Raw genomic sequence first — 16,801 nt, forward strand, 5'->3', positions numbered from 1 at the left:
CTACGATCGCTGGGCCCGCTTCACACGACCCGCGAACTTCGAGGTGCGCACGTTGGCTTTCCAGATGCCGGACCGCGGCGGAGGCCCGACCGGGCCACGGATCAGAGTCGGCCGCCCGTCACGGCGCGCCCGAACCCTGCTCATGACACTCGGCGTCCTGGCGATCCTCGCCATGGCGTTCGTCATGTTCGCCGGGTTCTGGACGGACTGGCTCTGGTACAGGTCGGTCGAGTACTCATCCGTCTTCACCACTACCCTGTGGACCAAGATCGGGCTGTTCCTCGTCTTCGGACTGCTGATGGCCATCGCCATCGGTGTGAACATCTGGCTCGCGCACCGGCTCCGGCCGCCGCTGAGCGCGATGTCGCTGGAACAGCAGAGCCTGGACCGCTACCGGATGAGTCTCGCCCCGTACAAGAAGTGGGTGCTGCTCGCGATCACCGCGCTCGTCGGTCTGATCGCCGGAGCGTCCGCCTCCGGCCAGTGGCGTACCTGGCTGATGTATGTGAACGGAGTGTCGTTCGGTCAGAAGGACCCCCAGTTCCACCTGGACGTGTCCTTCTACGCCTTCGACCTGCCGTGGTACCGCTTCATGCTCGGCTTCGGCTTCGCGGCGACGGTGCTTTCGCTGATCGCCGCCGCGTTGACCCACTACCTGTACGGCGGGCTGCGCATCACCAGCCCCGGTGCGCGGGCGACGGGGGCGGCCACCGGCCATCTCTCGGTCCTGCTCGGCATCTTCGTCGCGCTGAAGGCCGTGGCCTACTGGCTCGACCGCTACGGGCTGGCCGTGAAGTCGAGCGACTTCAAGGCCACGGACAACTGGACGGGCCTGCGGTACGTCGACGCCAACGCCTACCTGCCGGCGAAGACCATCCTGTTCTGCATCGCCGCGATCTGTGCCGTGCTGTTCTTCGCGACGCTCTGGCGTCGCACCTGGCAGCTTCCGGTGATCGGGTTCGGCCTGATGGTCCTCTCCGCGATCCTGATCGGCGGGCTCTACCCGGCGATCGTGCAGAAGTTCCAGGTCCAGCCGAACGAGCAGGCCAAGGAAGCCCCGTTCATCCAGAAGAACATCAAGGCCACACGGGACGCCTACGACATCGATGACGCGAAGGTCACCGACTACGCGGGCAAGTCCACCACGGACGACGACGCGAAGCTCCGCGCCAGCGCGGACGCGGCTGCCAGCTACCGGGTGATGGACCCCAACGTCGTCTCCCCGGCCTTCCAGCAGCTCCAGCAGAAGAGGAACTACTACCAGTTCCCCAAGACGCTGGACGTCGACCGGTACAAGGACGAGGCCGGCAAGGAGCAGGACACGGTCATCGGTCTGCGCGAGCTCAACCTCCAGGGCATCCCCAAGCGCAACTGGATCAACGACCACTTCACCTACACCCACGGCTACGGCGCGATCGCGGCCCGGGGCACCACCACCGGCAAGAACCCGAAGGGATCTCCCGACTTCACCGAGTCCGGCCTGCCGACCACCGGCGAGCTGGGCGAGTACAAGCAGGAGATCTACTACGGCGAGAAGACCGAGCAGTACTCCATCGTCGGCGGGCCCCAGAAGGAGCTCGACTACGAGGAGGACGGCGAGAAGACCACCAGCTACAAGGGCAAGAGCGGGGTCAGCCTCTCCAACGCCTTCAACCGCGCCGCCTACGCGGTGGCGTTCAGCGAGCCGCAGATCCTGTACTCGGGAGCCATCGGCGACGGCTCGCGGATTCTCTACAACCGCACCCCGAAGGAGCGCGTCGAGGCGGTCGCCCCGTGGCTGACCATCGACGGCGACGCCTACCCGGCCGTGGTGAACCACCGCATCCAGTGGGTGGTCGACGCGTACACCACGACCAACGGCTACCCGTACGCCTCGCGCACGACGCTCGGTGACACCACGGCCGACTCGCTGACCACCAACCAGCGCGCGGTCGTCGCCCAGCAGAACCAGGTCAACTACATCCGCAACTCGGTGAAGGCCACCGTCGACGCGTACGACGGCAAGGTCACGCTGTACGAGTGGGACACCGAGGACCCGGTCCTCAAGACCTGGCGCAAGGCGTTCCCCGGGACCGTGCAGCCCAAGGCGGACATTCCGCAGGACCTCATGGACCACCTGCGCTACCCGCAGGACCTGTTCAAGGTGCAGCGCGAACTGCTCACCCGCTACCACGTCACGAGCCCCGCGCAGTTCTACAGCGGCAGTGACGCGTGGCAGGTCCCGGACGATCCGACCAACAAGGAGTCCGGTGCGGTTCCGCCGTACTACCTGAGCATAAAGATGCCGGACCAGACGGCTCAGAAGTTCTCGCTGACGACGACGTTCACTCCCAAGGGGCGGCCCGACCTAGGGGCGTTCATGGCGGTCGACGCCGATGCGGCCAGCAAGGACTACGGCACGATAAGACTGCTGAGAGTCACCACCACGGTGAAGGGCCCGGGCCAGGTACAGAGTGAGCTCAACGGCAACGACGACGTCGCCGAGTTCGTGAGAAACCTCAAGGGCACGGACTCCGACATCGAGTACGGCAACCTGCTCACGGTGCCACTCGAAGGGGGCTTCCTCTACATCGAGCCGGTGTACACGCGCGGTGGCACGCAGAACTATCCGCTGCTGCGCAAGGTCGCCGCCTCGTACGGATCGAAGATCGTCTTCGAGAACAGCCTCGGTGAGGCGCTCAACGCGGTCTTCGGGGTGGACGGTTCCGACACGACCGAGCCACCGGCCGACACGACGCGACCACCGGGCGACACCACGGAGCCGCCGGCCACCGGCGACGCCGCGCTGAAGAAGGCGATCGCCGATGCGCAGAAGGCCTACACGGCAGGTGAGACGGCCCTGAAGGAACAGGACTGGGCCGCTTACGGCCAGGCTCAGAAGGACCTGCAGGACGCGCTGCAGCGGGCAGCGGCCGCCCAGCCCAAGTCCGGCAGTCCGAGCACGGCGGATGAGTCGAAGAAGCCGGCGGCGTCGGCGAGTGCCGACAGCGGCGGCTGAGTAACCCGGTAAAGCTTCACCCCCGCGTCGTGGTACGGTTTGAACACAACGACGCGGGGTGGAGCAGCTCGGTAGCTCGCTGGGCTCATAACCCAGAGGTCGCAGGTTCAAATCCTGTCCCCGCTACTGAAAGACGAAGGCCCGGATCCTCCAGGGGATCCGGGCCTTCGTCATGTCATGGTGTCTTTTGGTCGTGGTGTCTTTTGTGTGCAGTCTGCGTGAAGTGCGGTTCGTAGGGCACGAGTTGGGCACGAGCGTGTTTGACTTGTCTCTCTGTGGGCATGTCGACAAAACGCTGTAGTGACCTCGATGGCCGCGCAATAGCAGGTGTGCGCGGGTTGCGGGTGGTGCGACGATGGTATTTATGGGGGACAGGGCAACTCTGTTGGAGACAGGGCGGTTTGCGCAGCAGCGCGTCCATCCGGCGGAAAAAGTGGCGGATGTGGCATTTGCTGCTGCCGTCGCGCAGTACAACGACCACATCGAGACCGCCGAGACTGCGGAGTGTGCCGCGACCGTCGAGAGTGCAGAGACCGTGGAGACCGCCGACGGTGTGGAGAACGCCGAGAGCGCGGAGACCGCAGCGAGCGCGGACAACGCCGAGAGCGAGGCGCGCCACCGCCGGGCCGCCGACGCCGGGGACACCGTGTCGATGAGCGTCCTGGGCGCGCTGCTGCTGCGCCGGGGCGACCTGAGCGGCGCCGAACGCTACCTGCGCGCGGCCACCGCCGACGGCGACCGCGCGGCGGCCAACAACCTGGGCGTCCTCCTGCACCAGCGTGGCTACGCGGACGAGGCGGCCGACTGGTGGCGGATCGCCGCCGTCGCCGGTTCCGCCGCGGCCGCGCACGCCCTGGGACGCCACTACCGCGAGCGCGGTGACGAGCCCGGGGCCGAGTACTGGCTGCGCCAGTCCGCCGAGCAGGGCCACGCGCTGGGGGCGTACGCCCTGGCCGACCTGCTGGAACACCGCAGCGATGTGGGCGCCGAGCGCTGGCTGCGCGCCGCGGCCGAGCAGGGGCACCGCGAGGCGGCGTACCGGCTGGCGCGCATGCTGGAGCGCCATGCGACGGACGACGCGCACGATGCGTTCGGCCGCCCCGGCCTGGGCCCCCGTACCGGACCCGAGTCGGAGGCGGACGCCGGAGGGCGTGGGCCCGTCGTGCGCAGGGGCGACAGCCCGGTCGCGGGCCCGGACGCGGGACGTATGGGTGAGGCCGAGCAGTGGTACCGGCAGTCCGCCGCCCGCGGACACCGGCGTGCCGCTCTGCACCTCGGCGCCATCCTGGAACAGCGCGGCGAGCTCAAGGAGGCCGGCCGCTGGTACCTCATCTCCGCGAAAGCCGGTGAGGCTCGGGCTGCCTGCGCGCTCGGCTTCCTCCTGCGCGACGCGGGCGACCAGGAGAGTGCCGCCGTGTGGTGGCTGCGGGCAGCCCAGGAGGGCGACGGCAACGCCGCCAACGCCCTCGGCGCGCTGCACGCGGCCCGGGGCGAGCAGCAGACCGCCGAGCGCTGGTACCGCGCGGCGATGGACGCGGGCGACGTCAACGGCGCGTACAACCTCGGGCTGCTCTGCGCCGCCCAGGACCGCACGCCGCAGGCCGAGCAGTGGTACCGGCGCGCCGCCTACGCGGGCCACCGCGAGGCCGCCAACGCACTGGCCGTACTCCTCCTCCAGGCGGGCGACGCGACCGGCGCGGAGCCCTGGTTCTCCAAGGCGGCCGAGGCCGGAAGCGTCGACGCCGCCTTCAACCTCGGCATCCTGCACGCCGGGCGGGACGAGGACCGTACGGCCCTGCTCTGGTACGAGCGCGCCGCGGCGGCAGGCCACACCGAGGCCGCGCTCCAGGTCGGGATGGCGCTGCTGCACCACGGCCAGGAGCGCGAGGCGGAGCGCCACCTGCGCTGCGCGGCGGGCGGCGGCAGTGCGGAGGCCGCTTTCCGGCTGGCGGGGCTGCTGGACGCGCGGCAGCCGCCGCCCGGACCTCCCGCGCTCGGCGAGGCCATGCCGGACAAGACCGAGTGCGAGGAGTGGTACGAGCGCGCCGCGGAGCAGGGGCACCGCCGCGCCCAGGTCCGCGTCGGCATGCTCGCCGCGGCCCGGGGGGACGTGGAGAGCGCCGGCGGCTGGTACCGGGCGGCGGCCGAGGCGGGCAGCCGCAACGGCGCCTTCAACCTCGGACTGCTGCTCGCCCGCGAGGGCAGCGAGCGCGAGGCCGCGCTGTGGTGGAGCCGCGCCGCCGGTGACGGACACGGGCGGGCCGCGCTGCGCCTGGCGCTGTTGGCCGCGCGCCGCGGGGAGCTCACCGAGGGGCAGCGGTGGTGTGCGCGGGCCGTCGAGCTGGGGCCCGCGGAGGTCTCGGAGCGTGCGGGGCGGCTGAGCGAGGCCCTGCACCAGGAACTGACCGCGTAGCGGAGGCCTCCGGGTCCGCTCCGGCGGCCCTTGGACGAGGTCTCGGGGTCCGCTCCGACGGCCCTGGTCGCGCCTCCGGCTCCTCCCCGACGGCCCCTGGACGAGGTCTCAGGGGTCCGCTCCGACGGCCCCTGGGTGAGGTCTCCGGGCCTGCCCCGAGGGCCCGCGGAAAGGGATTTGCGCTGGTCCAGGGCGTGACGTAGAGTTGCAATCACAACGACGCGGGGTGGAGCAGCTCGGTAGCTCGCTGGGCTCATAACCCAGAGGTCGCAGGTTCAAATCCTGTCCCCGCTACTGAAGACAGAGGGCCGGATCCTTTCGAGGATCCGGCCCTCTGTGCATGCCTGGACGCATCTGTCGGCTCAGGGCTCAGGGCTTGTGGCCCACGGCCTCGCCGTACATCGCACGGTCCACCGCCTTGTCCTCCGGCACCGGCGAGCCCGTCGAGACGCCGGAGGCGGCGTACGCCTTCTGCAGCCGGTCCGTGGTTCCCTTCCGGATCTCCCAGTCCATCCGCATCGACGGTGTCGACCGCAGGGTGGCCTCGTCGGTCTTCATCAGCTCGGCCAGTTCGGCGACGAAGGCGGGGTCGGCCTTGTAGTCGTCGGCGAAGTAGGTGTTCACCGTCCGGATGTAGGCCCGGAGGAAGGCGACGCCCGCGTCCGGGTCCTTGTTCAGCAGCGTCGGTCCGAAGAGGAGCCCGCCCAGCGGCTCGCCGACGGGCTGGCCGCCCAGGAAGGCGTACTTCTTGTCGCCGTCCACCTTCCGCCAGATCGGGTCGAGCAGCCAGGCGGAGTCCACGCCACCGTTCTGCAGGGCGGTGAGCACGTCCGCGGAGCCGAGCTGCTGGAAACTGATCTTGTCGAGCCCGCCGCCGTGCTTCTTCAGTGACGTGTCCATCGGATACGCGATCACCGATCCCTTCCCGATCATCGTGCCGAGCTTCCGCCCCGCCATGTCCACGTGATCGGCGCTCTCTCCGTCCTTGAGCCGTACCCAGAGGCCACTCTTCGACGTCGGGTCGGGGGAGAAGTTGCCCGCCACCCACTTGATGGCGAAGCCGCCGTTGATGCCGTTCATCACCGCGGCCTCGGGCGCCGCCCACTGCGCGTCCACGTCGCCCTTGGCGAGCAGGGGCAGGGCGTCCGGGGTGGGCAGCACCTTCAGGGAGACGTCAAGACCCTCCTTCTCGAACTCGCCCTTGGCGACCGCGACCTGGAGCGGAGCGACGTACTCCGCGCTCAGGGTGCCGGTGGCGACGGTGATCTTCCGCTTCTTGGCGAGCGGCTGGGGGGCCGGTGCGCCCTTGTCGCAGCGGGCGGGCTTGCGGTCGGGTGCGAGGTCCGAGGGGTCGGTCCAGCCGCCGGCGCCGCAGCCGGCGACCGGCTTGACGGTGCGCGGTGCGGCGTCAGCGGCGTCGGCGCCGTCCGACGCGTCGTTCCCGGCGCAGCCTGCCGCGCCGAGCAGGGACGCCGCCACGAGCACAACGGTGCAGGTGAAGGGGGTACGTGTACGCACAGTGCCTCCGTACGGGGAGCGGGTGGAGCCGTTCACGACTGACTGCGGCCGCGGTCGCGCGGTGCCCACGGGGTGAGCAGCCGGCCCGCGATCCGCACCACTTCGGAGAAGACGACGCCGAGCACCGCCACGCAGACGATGCCGACGAACATCACGTCGTTCTGGAACAGGGCGCGGGAGTCGAAGATCAGGTGCCCCAGCCCGTCGGCCGCGGCGATCTGCTCCGAGGCGACGATGACCAGCACCGCCACCCCCGCCGCGATCCGAGCACCGACCAGGACGGCGGGGAGCGAGGCGGGCAGCAGGATGTGCCGGAACATCTGCCAGGGCGAGGCACCGAACACCTGCCCGGCGTCCCGGTGACCCGTCGGAACGGCGAGCACGGCCGCCATCGTCGAGATCCAGACGAAGAAGAAGACGGTGGCGGCGACCAGGGCGATCTGCGGTCCTTCGCCGAGGCCGAACATATTGAGGAAGACCGGCAGCAGCGCCAGTTTCGGTACGACGTAGAGGGCGTCGAGCAGTGGTTCCAGTGCGGCCCGTACGAGCGCGAGCGACCCCATCAGCAGGCCGAGGGCGTAGCCGGCGACCGTGCCGATCGCATAGCCGCCGAGGACCCGCTTGAGCGTGGCCCACACGTCCGGCCACAGAGCGCCGTCGGCCGCGCGGTCCCAGCCGTCCGCGAGGATGGTGGAGGGCGCGGGGTAGACGCGGGCGTCGATCCAGGACCTGGCGGCGGCCAGCTGCCAGAGCAGGACCAGGAGCAGCGGTACGGCGACGGCGAGCGCGACCTCCAGGGTGCGGCGCCTGCGGTGGGTGCGTACGGGGTGGAGTTCCTGCGGCCCGGGCCTGCGGACGAGGACCTGTTCCTCGACGCTCGTGGACTTCACGGCTGTGCTCATACCGGGGCCGCCTCTCCGCCGACCTCGCCGCGCAGCAGGTCCCACAACTCGCTCTTCAGCGCGGTGAACTCGGGTGTCGAGCGGATGTCGCCGGTGCGCGGGCGGGCGAACGGCGGGCGGTGTTCGGCGATGATCCGGCCCGGTCTTGCAGACATCACGAGGACCCGGTCCCCGAGCACGATCGCCTCTTCCAGACTGTGGGTGATGAACAGGGTGGTGGTGCGGGTGGTCTGGGTGAGGTCCAGCAGTTCGTCCTGCATGATCGTGCGCAACTGGGCGTCGAGCGCGGCGAACGGCTCGTCCATCAGCAGGATCTCGGGCTCGACGGCGAGGGCGCGGGCGATGGCCACCCGCTGGCGCATCCCGCCGGAGAGCTCGGCGGGATAGGCGCCGGCGAAGTCGGCGAGCCCCAGCCGGGCCAGCCAGTCGCGCGCCCTGGCATCGGCCTGCCGGCGGGGCACGCGCTGGATGTCCAGGCCGAAGCGGACGTTGGCGAGGACGGTCTTCCAGTCGTGGATCCCGTAGTCCTGGAAGATCATCGCGGCCGGGCGGGGTGATGTCGTACGGATGGACAGCTCACCGGCGCTGGGGCGCAGGAGTCCGGCCGCGATCCTCAGCAGGGTGGACTTTCCGCAGCCGGACGGTCCGACGATGCAGGTGAACTCACCCGGTGGGATGTCGAGATCGACCGGGCCGAGAGCGGCCAGGGCCCGGGTGCCGCGTCCGAAGGAACGGGACAGGGCGTGGGCTCGGAGTTTGGGTGCGGTGATCGGTGGCGCGGTTGCCTGGAGTGGGTTCGGGTGCGGGTCTCCCACGGGTCTCTCCTCGTACACATCGAGGTGCACAGCCGTCGCGGGGACGGCTGTGATCGCCGATGACGATATGACGGCCCGTCAGATTCGGGAAGGGGTTACGCGGGGATGAGGAGGCGGCGGCGTGGCGCGCGCCGGGTGCTGGAGCGGCGATACCGGGGCGTGCCGACAACGCCCCCGCCGGAATGTCCGGTGGGGGCGGAGGGGGAGTTGCGGAGGTCAGGCGGCCGTGGCGCAGTTCGGGCAGATGCCGCGGTACGTCATCTCGACGCCGGAGACCATGAAGCCGAAGCGCTCGCCGGCCGGAAGGTCCGCGAGCGGATCGCCTGCCGGGTGCACGTCGCGGATGGCGCCGCACTTCGCGCAGACCAGGTGATGGTGCGGGTGGTGTGCGTTCGGGTCGTAGCGCTTGGCCCGGCGGTCGGTGGAGACCTCGATGACCTCGCCGAGGGTCACCATCTCGCCCAGCGTGTTGTAGACGGTGGCGCGGGAGATCTCGGGCAGCTTGGCGACGGCCCGCGCGTGGACCTCGTCGGCCGTCAGGTGTACGTGCTGCCCGTCGAGGACCTCGGCCACGACGCGCCGCTGTGCGGTCATGCGCCAGCCGCGTCCACGGAGTCGTTCCAGCAGGTCACTCATGGCGCAAGCCTAACAGTGGTGAGGGCCAGGTTCTGAACAGGTGTGGCTTTGGATGCCACCTTGACTTGGACTTAGTCCATTGTAGGATCGACTGCGAGATAGGCCAGGGACAGGCTGTGCTCGCCATGACGGCACGACAACGTGGCGTATACGCAGGAACGACGCAGGAGGCGCACGTGACACAGGGACCGCTCACTACGGAGGCCGGCGCACCGGTTGCCGACAACCAGAACAGTCAGACCGCGGGCGTCGGCGGTCCCGTCCTGGTGCAGGACCAGTCGCTGCTGGAGAAGCTCGCGCACTTCAACCGTGAGCGCATTCCGGAGCGCATCGTCCACGCCCGCGGCGCCGGTGCGTACGGCACGTTCACGCTGACCCGTGACGTCTCGCAGTGGACCCGGGCGAAGTTCCTCTCCGAGGTCGGCAAGCAGACCGAGACCTTCCTGCGCTTCTCCACGGTCGCGGGCAACCTCGGCTCCGCCGACGCGGTGCGTGACCCGCGCGGCTTCGCGCTGAAGTTCTACACCGAGGACGGCAACTACGACCTCGTCGGCAACAACACCCCGGTGTTCTTCATCAAGGACGCCATCAAGTTCCCCGACTTCATCCACACCCAGAAGCGCGACCCGTACACCGGCTCGCAGGAGGCGGACAACGTCTGGGACTTCTGGGGTCTGTCGCCCGAGTCCACCCACCAGGTGACCTGGCTCTTCGGTGACCGGGGAATCCCGGCCACGCTGCGCCACATGAACGGGTACGGCTCGCACACGTACCAGTGGAGCAACGAGGCCGGCGAGGTCTTCTGGGTCAAGTACCACTTCAAGACCGACCAGGGCATCAAGAACCTCACCCAGGACGAGGCGAACAAGCTCGCCGGTGAGGACCCGGACAGCCACCAGCGCGATCTGCGCGAGTCCATCGAGCGCGGCGAATTCCCGTCCTGGACCGTGCAGGTCCAGATCATGCCGGCGGCCGAGGCGGCGACGTACCGCTTCAACCCGTTCGACCTCACCAAGGTGTGGCCGCACGCGGACTACCCGCCGATCGAGATCGGCAAGCTGGAGCTCAACCGCAACCCGGAGAACGTGTTCGCCGAGACCGAGCAGTCGATCTTCAGCCCGGCGCACTTCGTGCCCGGCATCGGTCCGTCCCCGGACAAGATGCTCCAGGGCCGTCTCTTCGCGTACGGCGACGCGCACCGCTACCGCGTCGGCATCAACGCAGACCACCTGCCGGTCAACCGCCCGCACGCCACCGAGGCGCGCACCAACAGCCGTGACGGGTACCTGTACGACGGCCGCCACAAGGGTGCGAAGAACTACGAGCCGAACAGCTTCGGCGGGCCGGTCCAGACCGACCGCCCGCTGTGGGAGGCCACCCAGGTCACGGGCGGCACCGGTACGCACGAGGCGCCGACCCACGCCGAGGACAACGACTTCGTGCAGGCCGGGAACCTCTACCGGCTCTACTCCGAGGACGAGAAGAGCCGGCTGATCGACAACCTGGCCGGGTTCATCGCGAAGGTCTCGCGCGACGACATCGCCGAGCGCGCGATCAACAACTTCCGTCAGGCCGACGGTGACTTCGGCAAGCGCCTGGACGCCGCCGTGCAGGCCCTGCGCGCGTAGGGCCTCTCGTTTGGATCAGGCCGGTTGCGCGTCCGGCCTCAGCCGACCAGCTCGACCGGATGGCGCCTGGCCGGTGTCCAGCAGCGGATGATGTCGCGCACCGAGACGATGCCGACCGGCCCGTCGTCGTCCAGCACGATCAGATGCCGGAAGCCCCCGTGCGTCATGGCCTCGGCGGCCTCCTCCAGGGTCCAGGTGGGTGCGGCGAAGACCACGTCGGTCGTCGTGTGGGTGGAGGCGGTCTCCACGTCGGGGTCCTGCCCCGATCCGACCGCGTTGAGGATGTCGCGCTCGGTGATGATGCCGAGCCCGCAGGTGTCCGGGTCGTGGACGACGGCTGCTCCGATCCGGCGCGCCGACATCAGCCGGGCGGCCTGGCGGAGGGTGTGGGTCGGGCCGATGGTGAGGACCATCGTGCTCATGGCGTCGCGGACGAGCATGAAGGGAGCCACCTCCTTCGTGAAGCGACTCTGTGAGTCGATTCACAAGTTCACAAGTGGGGGGACTCTCAGAGTTGCACCGATGAGGGACGGCAACAAGGGGGAGCGAAGATCGTTCGAGGGGCGTGCGGTGACATCGCACGCCCCTCGGCGGTCTCGTACGCCTGCTCAGGGCCGTGAAGCCCGGTGCGACGCGGTCAGTAGCGCTGGTTCAGGTAGCCCAGCAGTTCGTGGTGGAGCGTTCCGTTCGACGCCGCGGCATTCCCGCCGCCCGGCCCGCTGACCCCGTCCAGGCTGGTGAACCGGCCGCCCGCCTCCTGGACGATGATCGCGTTCGCGGCCATGTCCCAGAGCGAGAGCTCCGGCTCGGCGCAGATGTCCACCGAACCCTCGGCGACCATCATGTACGGCCAGAAGTCCCCGTACCCACGGGTGCGCCAGCAGGCCCGGGTCAGGTCCATGAAGCCGTCCAGCCTGCCTTGCTCCTCCCAGCCGGTCAGCGAGGAGTACGCGAACGAGGCGTCCGCGATGCGCTCCACCTTCGAGACGCTGAGCCGGGTCGCGGAGGTCAGGCTGCGGCCGGAGAACGCGCCCGCGCCCTTCGCCGCCCACCAGCGCCGCTGCAGCGCGGGCGCGGACACCACACCGACCACCGGCTGGAAGCCGTCCTCGCCGGCCTCCATCAGCGAGATCAGCGTCGCCCAGACCGGCACGCCGCGCACGTAGTTCTTGGTCCCGTCGATCGGGTCGATCACCCAGCGGCGCGGCCCCGTCCCCTCGATCCCGTACTCCTCGCCCAGGATCGCGTCGCGCGGCCTTGCCCGATGGAGGTGGCCGCGGATCAGCTCCTCTGCGGACTTGTCGGCCTCGCTCACCGGCGTCATGTCCGGCTTGGTCTCGACCTTGAGGTCCAGAGCCTTGAACCGGTCCATCGTCGTCGCGTCGGCGGCGTCAGCCAGCACGTGGGCGAGGCGCAGATCATCGTGGTAATCGGGCATGCCGTCACAGTATCCACCGCGGGTGAACGGAGCCACAGGGCCCCGGAGGCTGTGTGAAGCCTTGACAGTGCGGGGGAGCGCCTCAACTCTGAAACGCAGAGCCCTCGGTGCGGGAGGCGACGATGCCGACAGCGCGGGAAGCACTGCTGGACGCCGCCCACGCGGCGTTGGCCGCCCGGCCCTGGCCCGCCGTGCGGATGGTCGATGTCGCCGCGGCCGCCGGGGTGTCCCGCCAGACACTCCACAACGAGTTCGGCAGCAAGGACGGACTGGCCAGGGCCCTGCTCCGGCGCGCCGCCGACGAGTATCTGGCCGGTGTCGAGCGGGCACTGGGATCCGCGGGCGGTACGGGCGACCGGCTGGCCGCCACCGCCGCCTGGACGGTCCGCGCCACCCGGGCGAGCGCCCTCGTCAGAGGGTTGCTCACGGGTTGCTGGGGTGAGGGGTGGTTACCCCGGCCCGTCGCCCCGGTGCGGCGCTCCGTCTCCGCCGTGCCGGCCCAGCGCCTGGCCGATGCCGGACCGCCGACCCCCGCCGAACTCCTCGGCCAGGTCAGGGACCGGGCGGTGGCCGCACTGGACGAGGGGCGCCCGCCGCACGACCCGGCGGTCCTGGCCATGATCTGCGAGCTCGCTCTGCGGCTCGCCCTGTCCTACGCGCTGGTGCCGCCGCCCGCGGGGGTGGCGGGGGACGGGGCGCAGTTGGTGCGCGACGTCGTGGACCGGCTGCCGGACGTGGCCGCCTGAGCACGGCGGGGGAGATGCCGCGAGGGGCCGCCCGTCAGTGGGACGAGCCGGACAGCTGAAGACCGATCACGCCGAGGATCACCAGCGAGATCGAGACCAGCTTGAGCGTGGAGACCACGTCGTCCAGGAAGATCATGCCGTAGATCGCGGTGCCTGCCGCGCCGATGCCGGTCCACACGGCGTAGGCCGGGCCGACGTCGAGCTTCTTCAGCGACATGGTCAGCAGACCGAAGCTGCCGAGGGCGAAGACGCAGAAGGCGATGGTCGGCCAGAGCCGGGTGAAGCCGTGCGAGAGCTTGAGACAGACCGCGAAACCGGTCTCCAGAAGTCCCGCGACCACGACCAGCAGCCACGCCATCGTCAGTGCCCCTCCCGCGTAGGTGACCGCCTCGTACCGCTGGGCGTGATTCGTGATTATGCACTTACCGGTGGCGAGTGATCGCAAACGTGCCCGGATCAGTCGCCTTCGCGTCGCTCCCGAGTGGACAGCAGCCGGCGCAGGGAGTCCAGCCGGGCCGGATCGGCGTGCCCCTCGGCCACCCAGGCGTCCAGCGCGCATTCCGGTTGCAGGCTGTCGTGGGTGCAGCCGCGAGGGCACTCCTCGGTGCCGGGCTGGAGGTCGGGGAAGGCGTTGATGACCCGGGACGGGTCGATGTGGTGCAGGCCGAACGAACGCACGCCCGGCGTGTCGATCACCCACCCCCGGTAGTCCGGCAGCGGGAGCGCCAGCGCCGACGTGGTGGTGTGCCGGCCACGGCCGGTGACCGCGTTGACGACCCCGGTGGTGCGCCGCCTGTCCTTGGGTACGAGGGCGTTGACCAGGGTGGTCTTGCCGACACCGGAGTGCCCGACGAAGGCGGTGACCCGGTCGTTCAGCTGCTCGCGGACCCGGTCGGCGGCGTCGCCGTTCTCCAGTTCCTCGCGGCTGGTGACGATGAACGGGACCCCCAGCGGGGTGTACGCCTCCAGCAGTTTGTCCGGCGAGGCCAGATCGGACTTGGTCAGCACCAGGAGGGGGGAGAGCCCACCGTCGTACGCGGCGACCAGGCAGCGGTCGATCATGCGCGGGCGGGGTTCCGGATCGGCCAGTGCGGTGACGATCGCCAGCTGGTCGGCGTTGGCCACCACCACCCGCTCGAACGGGTCGTCGTCGTCCGCCGTCCGGCGCAGCACCGTCCGGCGCTCACCGATCCGGACGATCCGGGCGAGGGTGTCCTTCTCGCCGGACAGATCGCCGACGATGGAGACGGTGTCGCCCACCACCGCGGCCTTGCGGCCCAGCTCACGGGCCTTCATCGCGACGACCGTACGGCCCTCGACGAGACAGGTGAGGCGGCCGCGGTCCACGGTGAGGACCATGCCCTCCTCGGCGTCCTCGTGCTTGGGTCGAATATGCGTACGAGGCCGGTTGCCCTTGCGGTTGGGGCGGACCCGGATGTCGTCCTCGTCGGGGTTCTTGCCGTAGCGGCGCATGTCTCAGGCCCCGAGCATTCCGGTCCACATCTGCGGGAAGTCGGGCAGGGTCTTGGCGGTCGTCGCCACGTTCTCGATCTCCACTCCGGGGACGGCAAGGCCGATGATCGACCCCGCGGTGGCCATGCGGTGGTCGTCGTACGTATGGAAGGTACCGCCGTGCAGCGGCCTGGGCCGGATGTGGAGGCCGTCGGCGGTCTCCGTGACGTCGCCGCCCAGCTCGTTGATCTCCTTGGTGAGCGCGGCCAGCCGGTCCGTCTCGTGCAGCCGCAGGTGGGCGACGCCGCTCAGAGTGGAGGGGGAGTCGGCCAGGGCCGCGACGGCCGCGATGCCGGGGGTCAGCTCGCCGACCTCGCCGAGGTCGACGTCGATGCCGTGGATCCGGCCCGAGCCGGTGAAGGTGAGCCCGTGCTCGGTCAGCTCGCAGCTGCCGCCCATCGCGGTGAAGATCTCGCGCAGAGCGTCACCGGGCTGCGTGGTGCGCAGCGGCCAGTCCGGAATGGCGACGCGGCCGCCGGTGACCAGCGCCGCGGCCAGGAACGGCTGGGCGTTGGAGAGGTCCGGCTCCACGGTCAGGTCACGGCCGAGCAGGGCCGAGGGGGAGACCCGCCAGACGTCTCGCTCGCCGCCCGTCTCCGGCTCGTCCACCTGGGCGCCGACGGCCCGCAGCATGTCGACGGTCATCCGGATGTGCGGCATGGAGGGCAGCCGGGCGCCTGTGTGACGTACCTCCACGCCCTGGTTGAAGCGGGGCGCGGACAGCAGCAGTGCCGAGACGAACTGGGAGGACGAGGAGGCGTCGATCGCCACCGGGCCGCCGTCCAGCGCCCCGCCGCCGTGCACGGTCATCGGCAGCGAGCCGCGGCCGTCGTCGTCGATCCGGGCGCCGAGCACACGCAGGGCGTCGATCACGCCGGTCAGCGGGCGCTCGTAGGAACGGGGGTCGCCGTCGAAACGGACCGGCCCGTTCGCCAGGGTCGCCACCGGGGGCAGGAAGCGCATGACCGTACCGGCATTGCCCACGTCGACGGTCACGGGGCCGTGCAGGCCGGCCGGGATGACCCGCCAGGCCTCGCCCGAACCGTCCGGGCCGCCCGCGACGGACGAGCTGGAGGACACCGTCTCCTCGATGCCGACGCCCATCGCGCGCAGCGCGTCGGCCATCAGCAGGGTGTCGCGGGAGCGCAGCGGGCGGCGCAGCCAGCCGGGCTCCGAGGAGAGCGCGGCCAGCACCAGCGCGCGGTTGGTGACCGACTTCGATCCGGGCACCGTGACGGTGGCGTCGACGGCTCCGCTCGCGTGAGGGGCGGGCCAGAGGGCGGGGTGCACGGAACTTTCGGTCATGGGCTCACTTTAGTGGCTCCCCGCCCACCCGGATTTTGACCAAACGGTACGAAACAGGGACGTAACGCGGGGCTGATAGGGGAAGCCCGCTCGAAGCGCGCTCACGGTCCGCTCACAGACCCAGCAGCCAGCGCCCGCCGCCGATCAGCGAGCAGAGCGACACCGCGTGGAACAGGAACAGCCACAGCGCGCCCGGTACGTCCGTCAGCCGGGCCAGCTGGTCCGCGTCCGAGTCCGGCGCCCCGCCGTGCCGCCGCTTGGACTGCAGCTCGAACGCCGGGCGCACGCCGCCCAGCAGCAGGAACCAGACCGCGCTGTAGGCGAACAGCGACTGCCAGGCGGGCGAGGCCAGCCATGACATCAGCAGGAAGAGCGAACCGGTGAGGATCACCGTCAGCGCCCCGTACACATTGCGGATCATCACCAGCATCACCGCGAGCAGCGCCGTGGCCACCCAGAGCAGCAGAGTGATCCGGCCGTTCACCAGCAGCCAGGCACCGCCCAGACCCAGCAGCGACGGAGCGGTGTAGCCCGCCGCCGCGGTCAGGACCATGCCGATCCCCGTCGGCTTGCCCCGGCTCACCGTCAGTCCACTGGTGTCCGAGTGCAGCCGGATGCCCGAGAGCTGCCGTCCGGTGCACAGGGCGATCAGGCCGTGGCCGCCCTCGTGGGCGATGGTGATCGCGTTGCGTGACAGCCGCCATATGAAGTTCGGTACGACGGCGATGAGCGCGGCCGTGGCGGTCACCACCACCAGCCACTGCTCCGGGGCGGGCTGGGTGCCGACGATGCGCTCCCACAGATTGCCGAGATCGGTGCTGTCCATGGGACGGGCGGCTCCTTGCGGTATTGACGTCCGGTCGGGATGACGGTCGTGGCAGTCTGGCACC

Annotated in this window: 14 protein-coding genes and 2 tRNA genes; 6 read left to right on the forward strand and 10 right to left on the reverse strand. The window is 70.1% G+C overall.

Translation table 11 applies throughout. The annotated features are described in order from the left end of the window. Nucleotides 1-64: 64 nt before the first annotated feature. From ACIBJG_RS15575 to ACIBJG_RS15590, 4 genes are all read left to right on the forward strand, one after another. The gene (locus ACIBJG_RS15575) at nucleotides 65-2,998 is read left to right on the forward strand and encodes a UPF0182 family protein (RefSeq protein ID WP_399308273.1); all 2,934 of its coding nucleotides are present in this window, start codon (nucleotides 65-67) and stop codon (nucleotides 2,996-2,998) included. A gap of 52 nt (nucleotides 2,999-3,050) precedes the next feature. Then, nucleotides 3,051-3,124 (forward strand) — tRNA-Met (locus ACIBJG_RS15580). A gap of 229 nt (nucleotides 3,125-3,353) precedes the next feature. Beyond that, nucleotides 3,354-5,411, forward strand: a complete 2,058-nt coding sequence (locus tag ACIBJG_RS15585) for a sel1 repeat family protein (protein ID WP_399308025.1) — start codon at nucleotides 3,354-3,356, stop codon at nucleotides 5,409-5,411. 220 nt (nucleotides 5,412-5,631) lie between these two features. After that, nucleotides 5,632-5,705, forward strand: a tRNA-Met gene (locus tag ACIBJG_RS15590). A 75-nt stretch (nucleotides 5,706-5,780) separates the two neighbouring features. Here ACIBJG_RS15590 and ACIBJG_RS15595 read toward each other — a convergent pair. The 4 genes from ACIBJG_RS15595 to ACIBJG_RS15610 all read right to left on the reverse strand — a co-directional run bounded on the left by ACIBJG_RS15595 (nucleotide 5,781) and on the right by ACIBJG_RS15610 (nucleotide 9,282). Next, entirely contained in the window at nucleotides 5,781-6,929 is a 1,149-nt protein-coding gene (locus tag ACIBJG_RS15595; RefSeq protein ID WP_399308026.1) for an ABC transporter substrate-binding protein, read from the reverse strand. Between the two features lie 32 nt (nucleotides 6,930-6,961). Further along, a complete protein-coding gene (locus tag ACIBJG_RS15600) occupies nucleotides 6,962-7,831 on the reverse strand; it encodes an ABC transporter permease (protein WP_399308027.1) in 870 nt (289 codons plus the stop codon). Next, nucleotides 7,828-8,646, reverse strand: a complete 819-nt coding sequence (locus ACIBJG_RS15605; protein ID WP_399308028.1) for an ABC transporter ATP-binding protein — start codon at nucleotides 8,644-8,646, stop codon at nucleotides 7,828-7,830. The genes ACIBJG_RS15600 and ACIBJG_RS15605 overlap by 4 nt, the downstream gene beginning before the upstream one ends. A 216-nt stretch (nucleotides 8,647-8,862) precedes the next feature. Next, on the reverse strand, nucleotides 8,863-9,282 hold the full coding sequence (locus ACIBJG_RS15610) for a Fur family transcriptional regulator (RefSeq protein WP_399308029.1): 420 nt from the start codon (nucleotides 9,280-9,282) through the stop codon (nucleotides 8,863-8,865). Nucleotides 9,283-9,407: 125 nt separating this feature from the next. Here ACIBJG_RS15610 and ACIBJG_RS15615 point away from each other — a divergent pair, with 125 nt between their 5' ends. Then, on the forward strand, nucleotides 9,408-10,910 hold the full coding sequence (locus ACIBJG_RS15615; RefSeq protein ID WP_399308030.1) for a catalase: 1,503 nt from the start codon (nucleotides 9,408-9,410) through the stop codon (nucleotides 10,908-10,910). 38 nt (nucleotides 10,911-10,948) lie between these two features. Here ACIBJG_RS15615 and ACIBJG_RS15620 read toward each other — a convergent pair whose 3' ends face one another. Further along, a complete protein-coding gene (locus tag ACIBJG_RS15620) occupies nucleotides 10,949-11,350 on the reverse strand; it encodes a cyclic nucleotide-binding/CBS domain-containing protein (RefSeq protein ID WP_399308031.1) in 402 nt (133 codons plus the stop codon). Between the two features lie 197 nt (nucleotides 11,351-11,547). Continuing rightward, nucleotides 11,548-12,348 carry a histidinol-phosphatase gene (gene hisN / locus ACIBJG_RS15625; protein ID WP_399308032.1) on the reverse strand — a complete coding sequence of 267 codons (801 nt, stop codon included), beginning with the start codon at nucleotides 12,346-12,348 and terminating at the stop codon, nucleotides 11,548-11,550. Between the two features lie 122 nt (nucleotides 12,349-12,470). Between hisN and ACIBJG_RS15630 the strand changes: the two genes are divergently transcribed. Then, nucleotides 12,471-13,094 (forward strand): TetR family transcriptional regulator, encoded by a 624-nt coding sequence (locus ACIBJG_RS15630; RefSeq protein WP_399308033.1) that lies wholly within the window; start codon nucleotides 12,471-12,473, stop codon nucleotides 13,092-13,094. A gap of 34 nt (nucleotides 13,095-13,128) precedes the next feature. Here the strand turns inward: ACIBJG_RS15630 and ACIBJG_RS15635 are convergent, their stop codons facing one another. The 4 genes from ACIBJG_RS15635 to ACIBJG_RS15650 form a co-directional block, all read right to left on the reverse strand. Continuing rightward, a complete protein-coding gene (locus tag ACIBJG_RS15635; protein ID WP_123461542.1) occupies nucleotides 13,129-13,452 on the reverse strand; it encodes a multidrug efflux SMR transporter in 324 nt (107 codons plus the stop codon). Nucleotides 13,453-13,550: 98 nt separating this feature from the next. Beyond that, on the reverse strand, nucleotides 13,551-14,567 hold the full coding sequence (rsgA, locus tag ACIBJG_RS15640) for a ribosome small subunit-dependent GTPase A (RefSeq protein WP_399308034.1): 1,017 nt from the start codon (nucleotides 14,565-14,567) through the stop codon (nucleotides 13,551-13,553). Between the two features lie 3 nt (nucleotides 14,568-14,570). After that, complete coding sequence (aroA, locus tag ACIBJG_RS15645) at nucleotides 14,571-15,911, reverse strand: 3-phosphoshikimate 1-carboxyvinyltransferase (RefSeq protein WP_399308035.1); 1,341 nt, start codon at nucleotides 15,909-15,911, stop codon at nucleotides 14,571-14,573. A 112-nt stretch (nucleotides 15,912-16,023) separates the two neighbouring features. Continuing rightward, nucleotides 16,024-16,737, reverse strand: coding sequence for a M50 family metallopeptidase (locus ACIBJG_RS15650; protein WP_399308036.1), 714 nt, complete (start codon nucleotides 16,735-16,737; stop codon nucleotides 16,024-16,026). Nucleotides 16,738-16,801: the final 64 nt, after the last annotated feature.

It is taken from the genome of Streptomyces sp. NPDC050422, from assembly GCF_044458665.1.
Classification (GTDB): domain Bacteria; phylum Actinomycetota; class Actinomycetes; order Streptomycetales; family Streptomycetaceae; genus Streptomyces.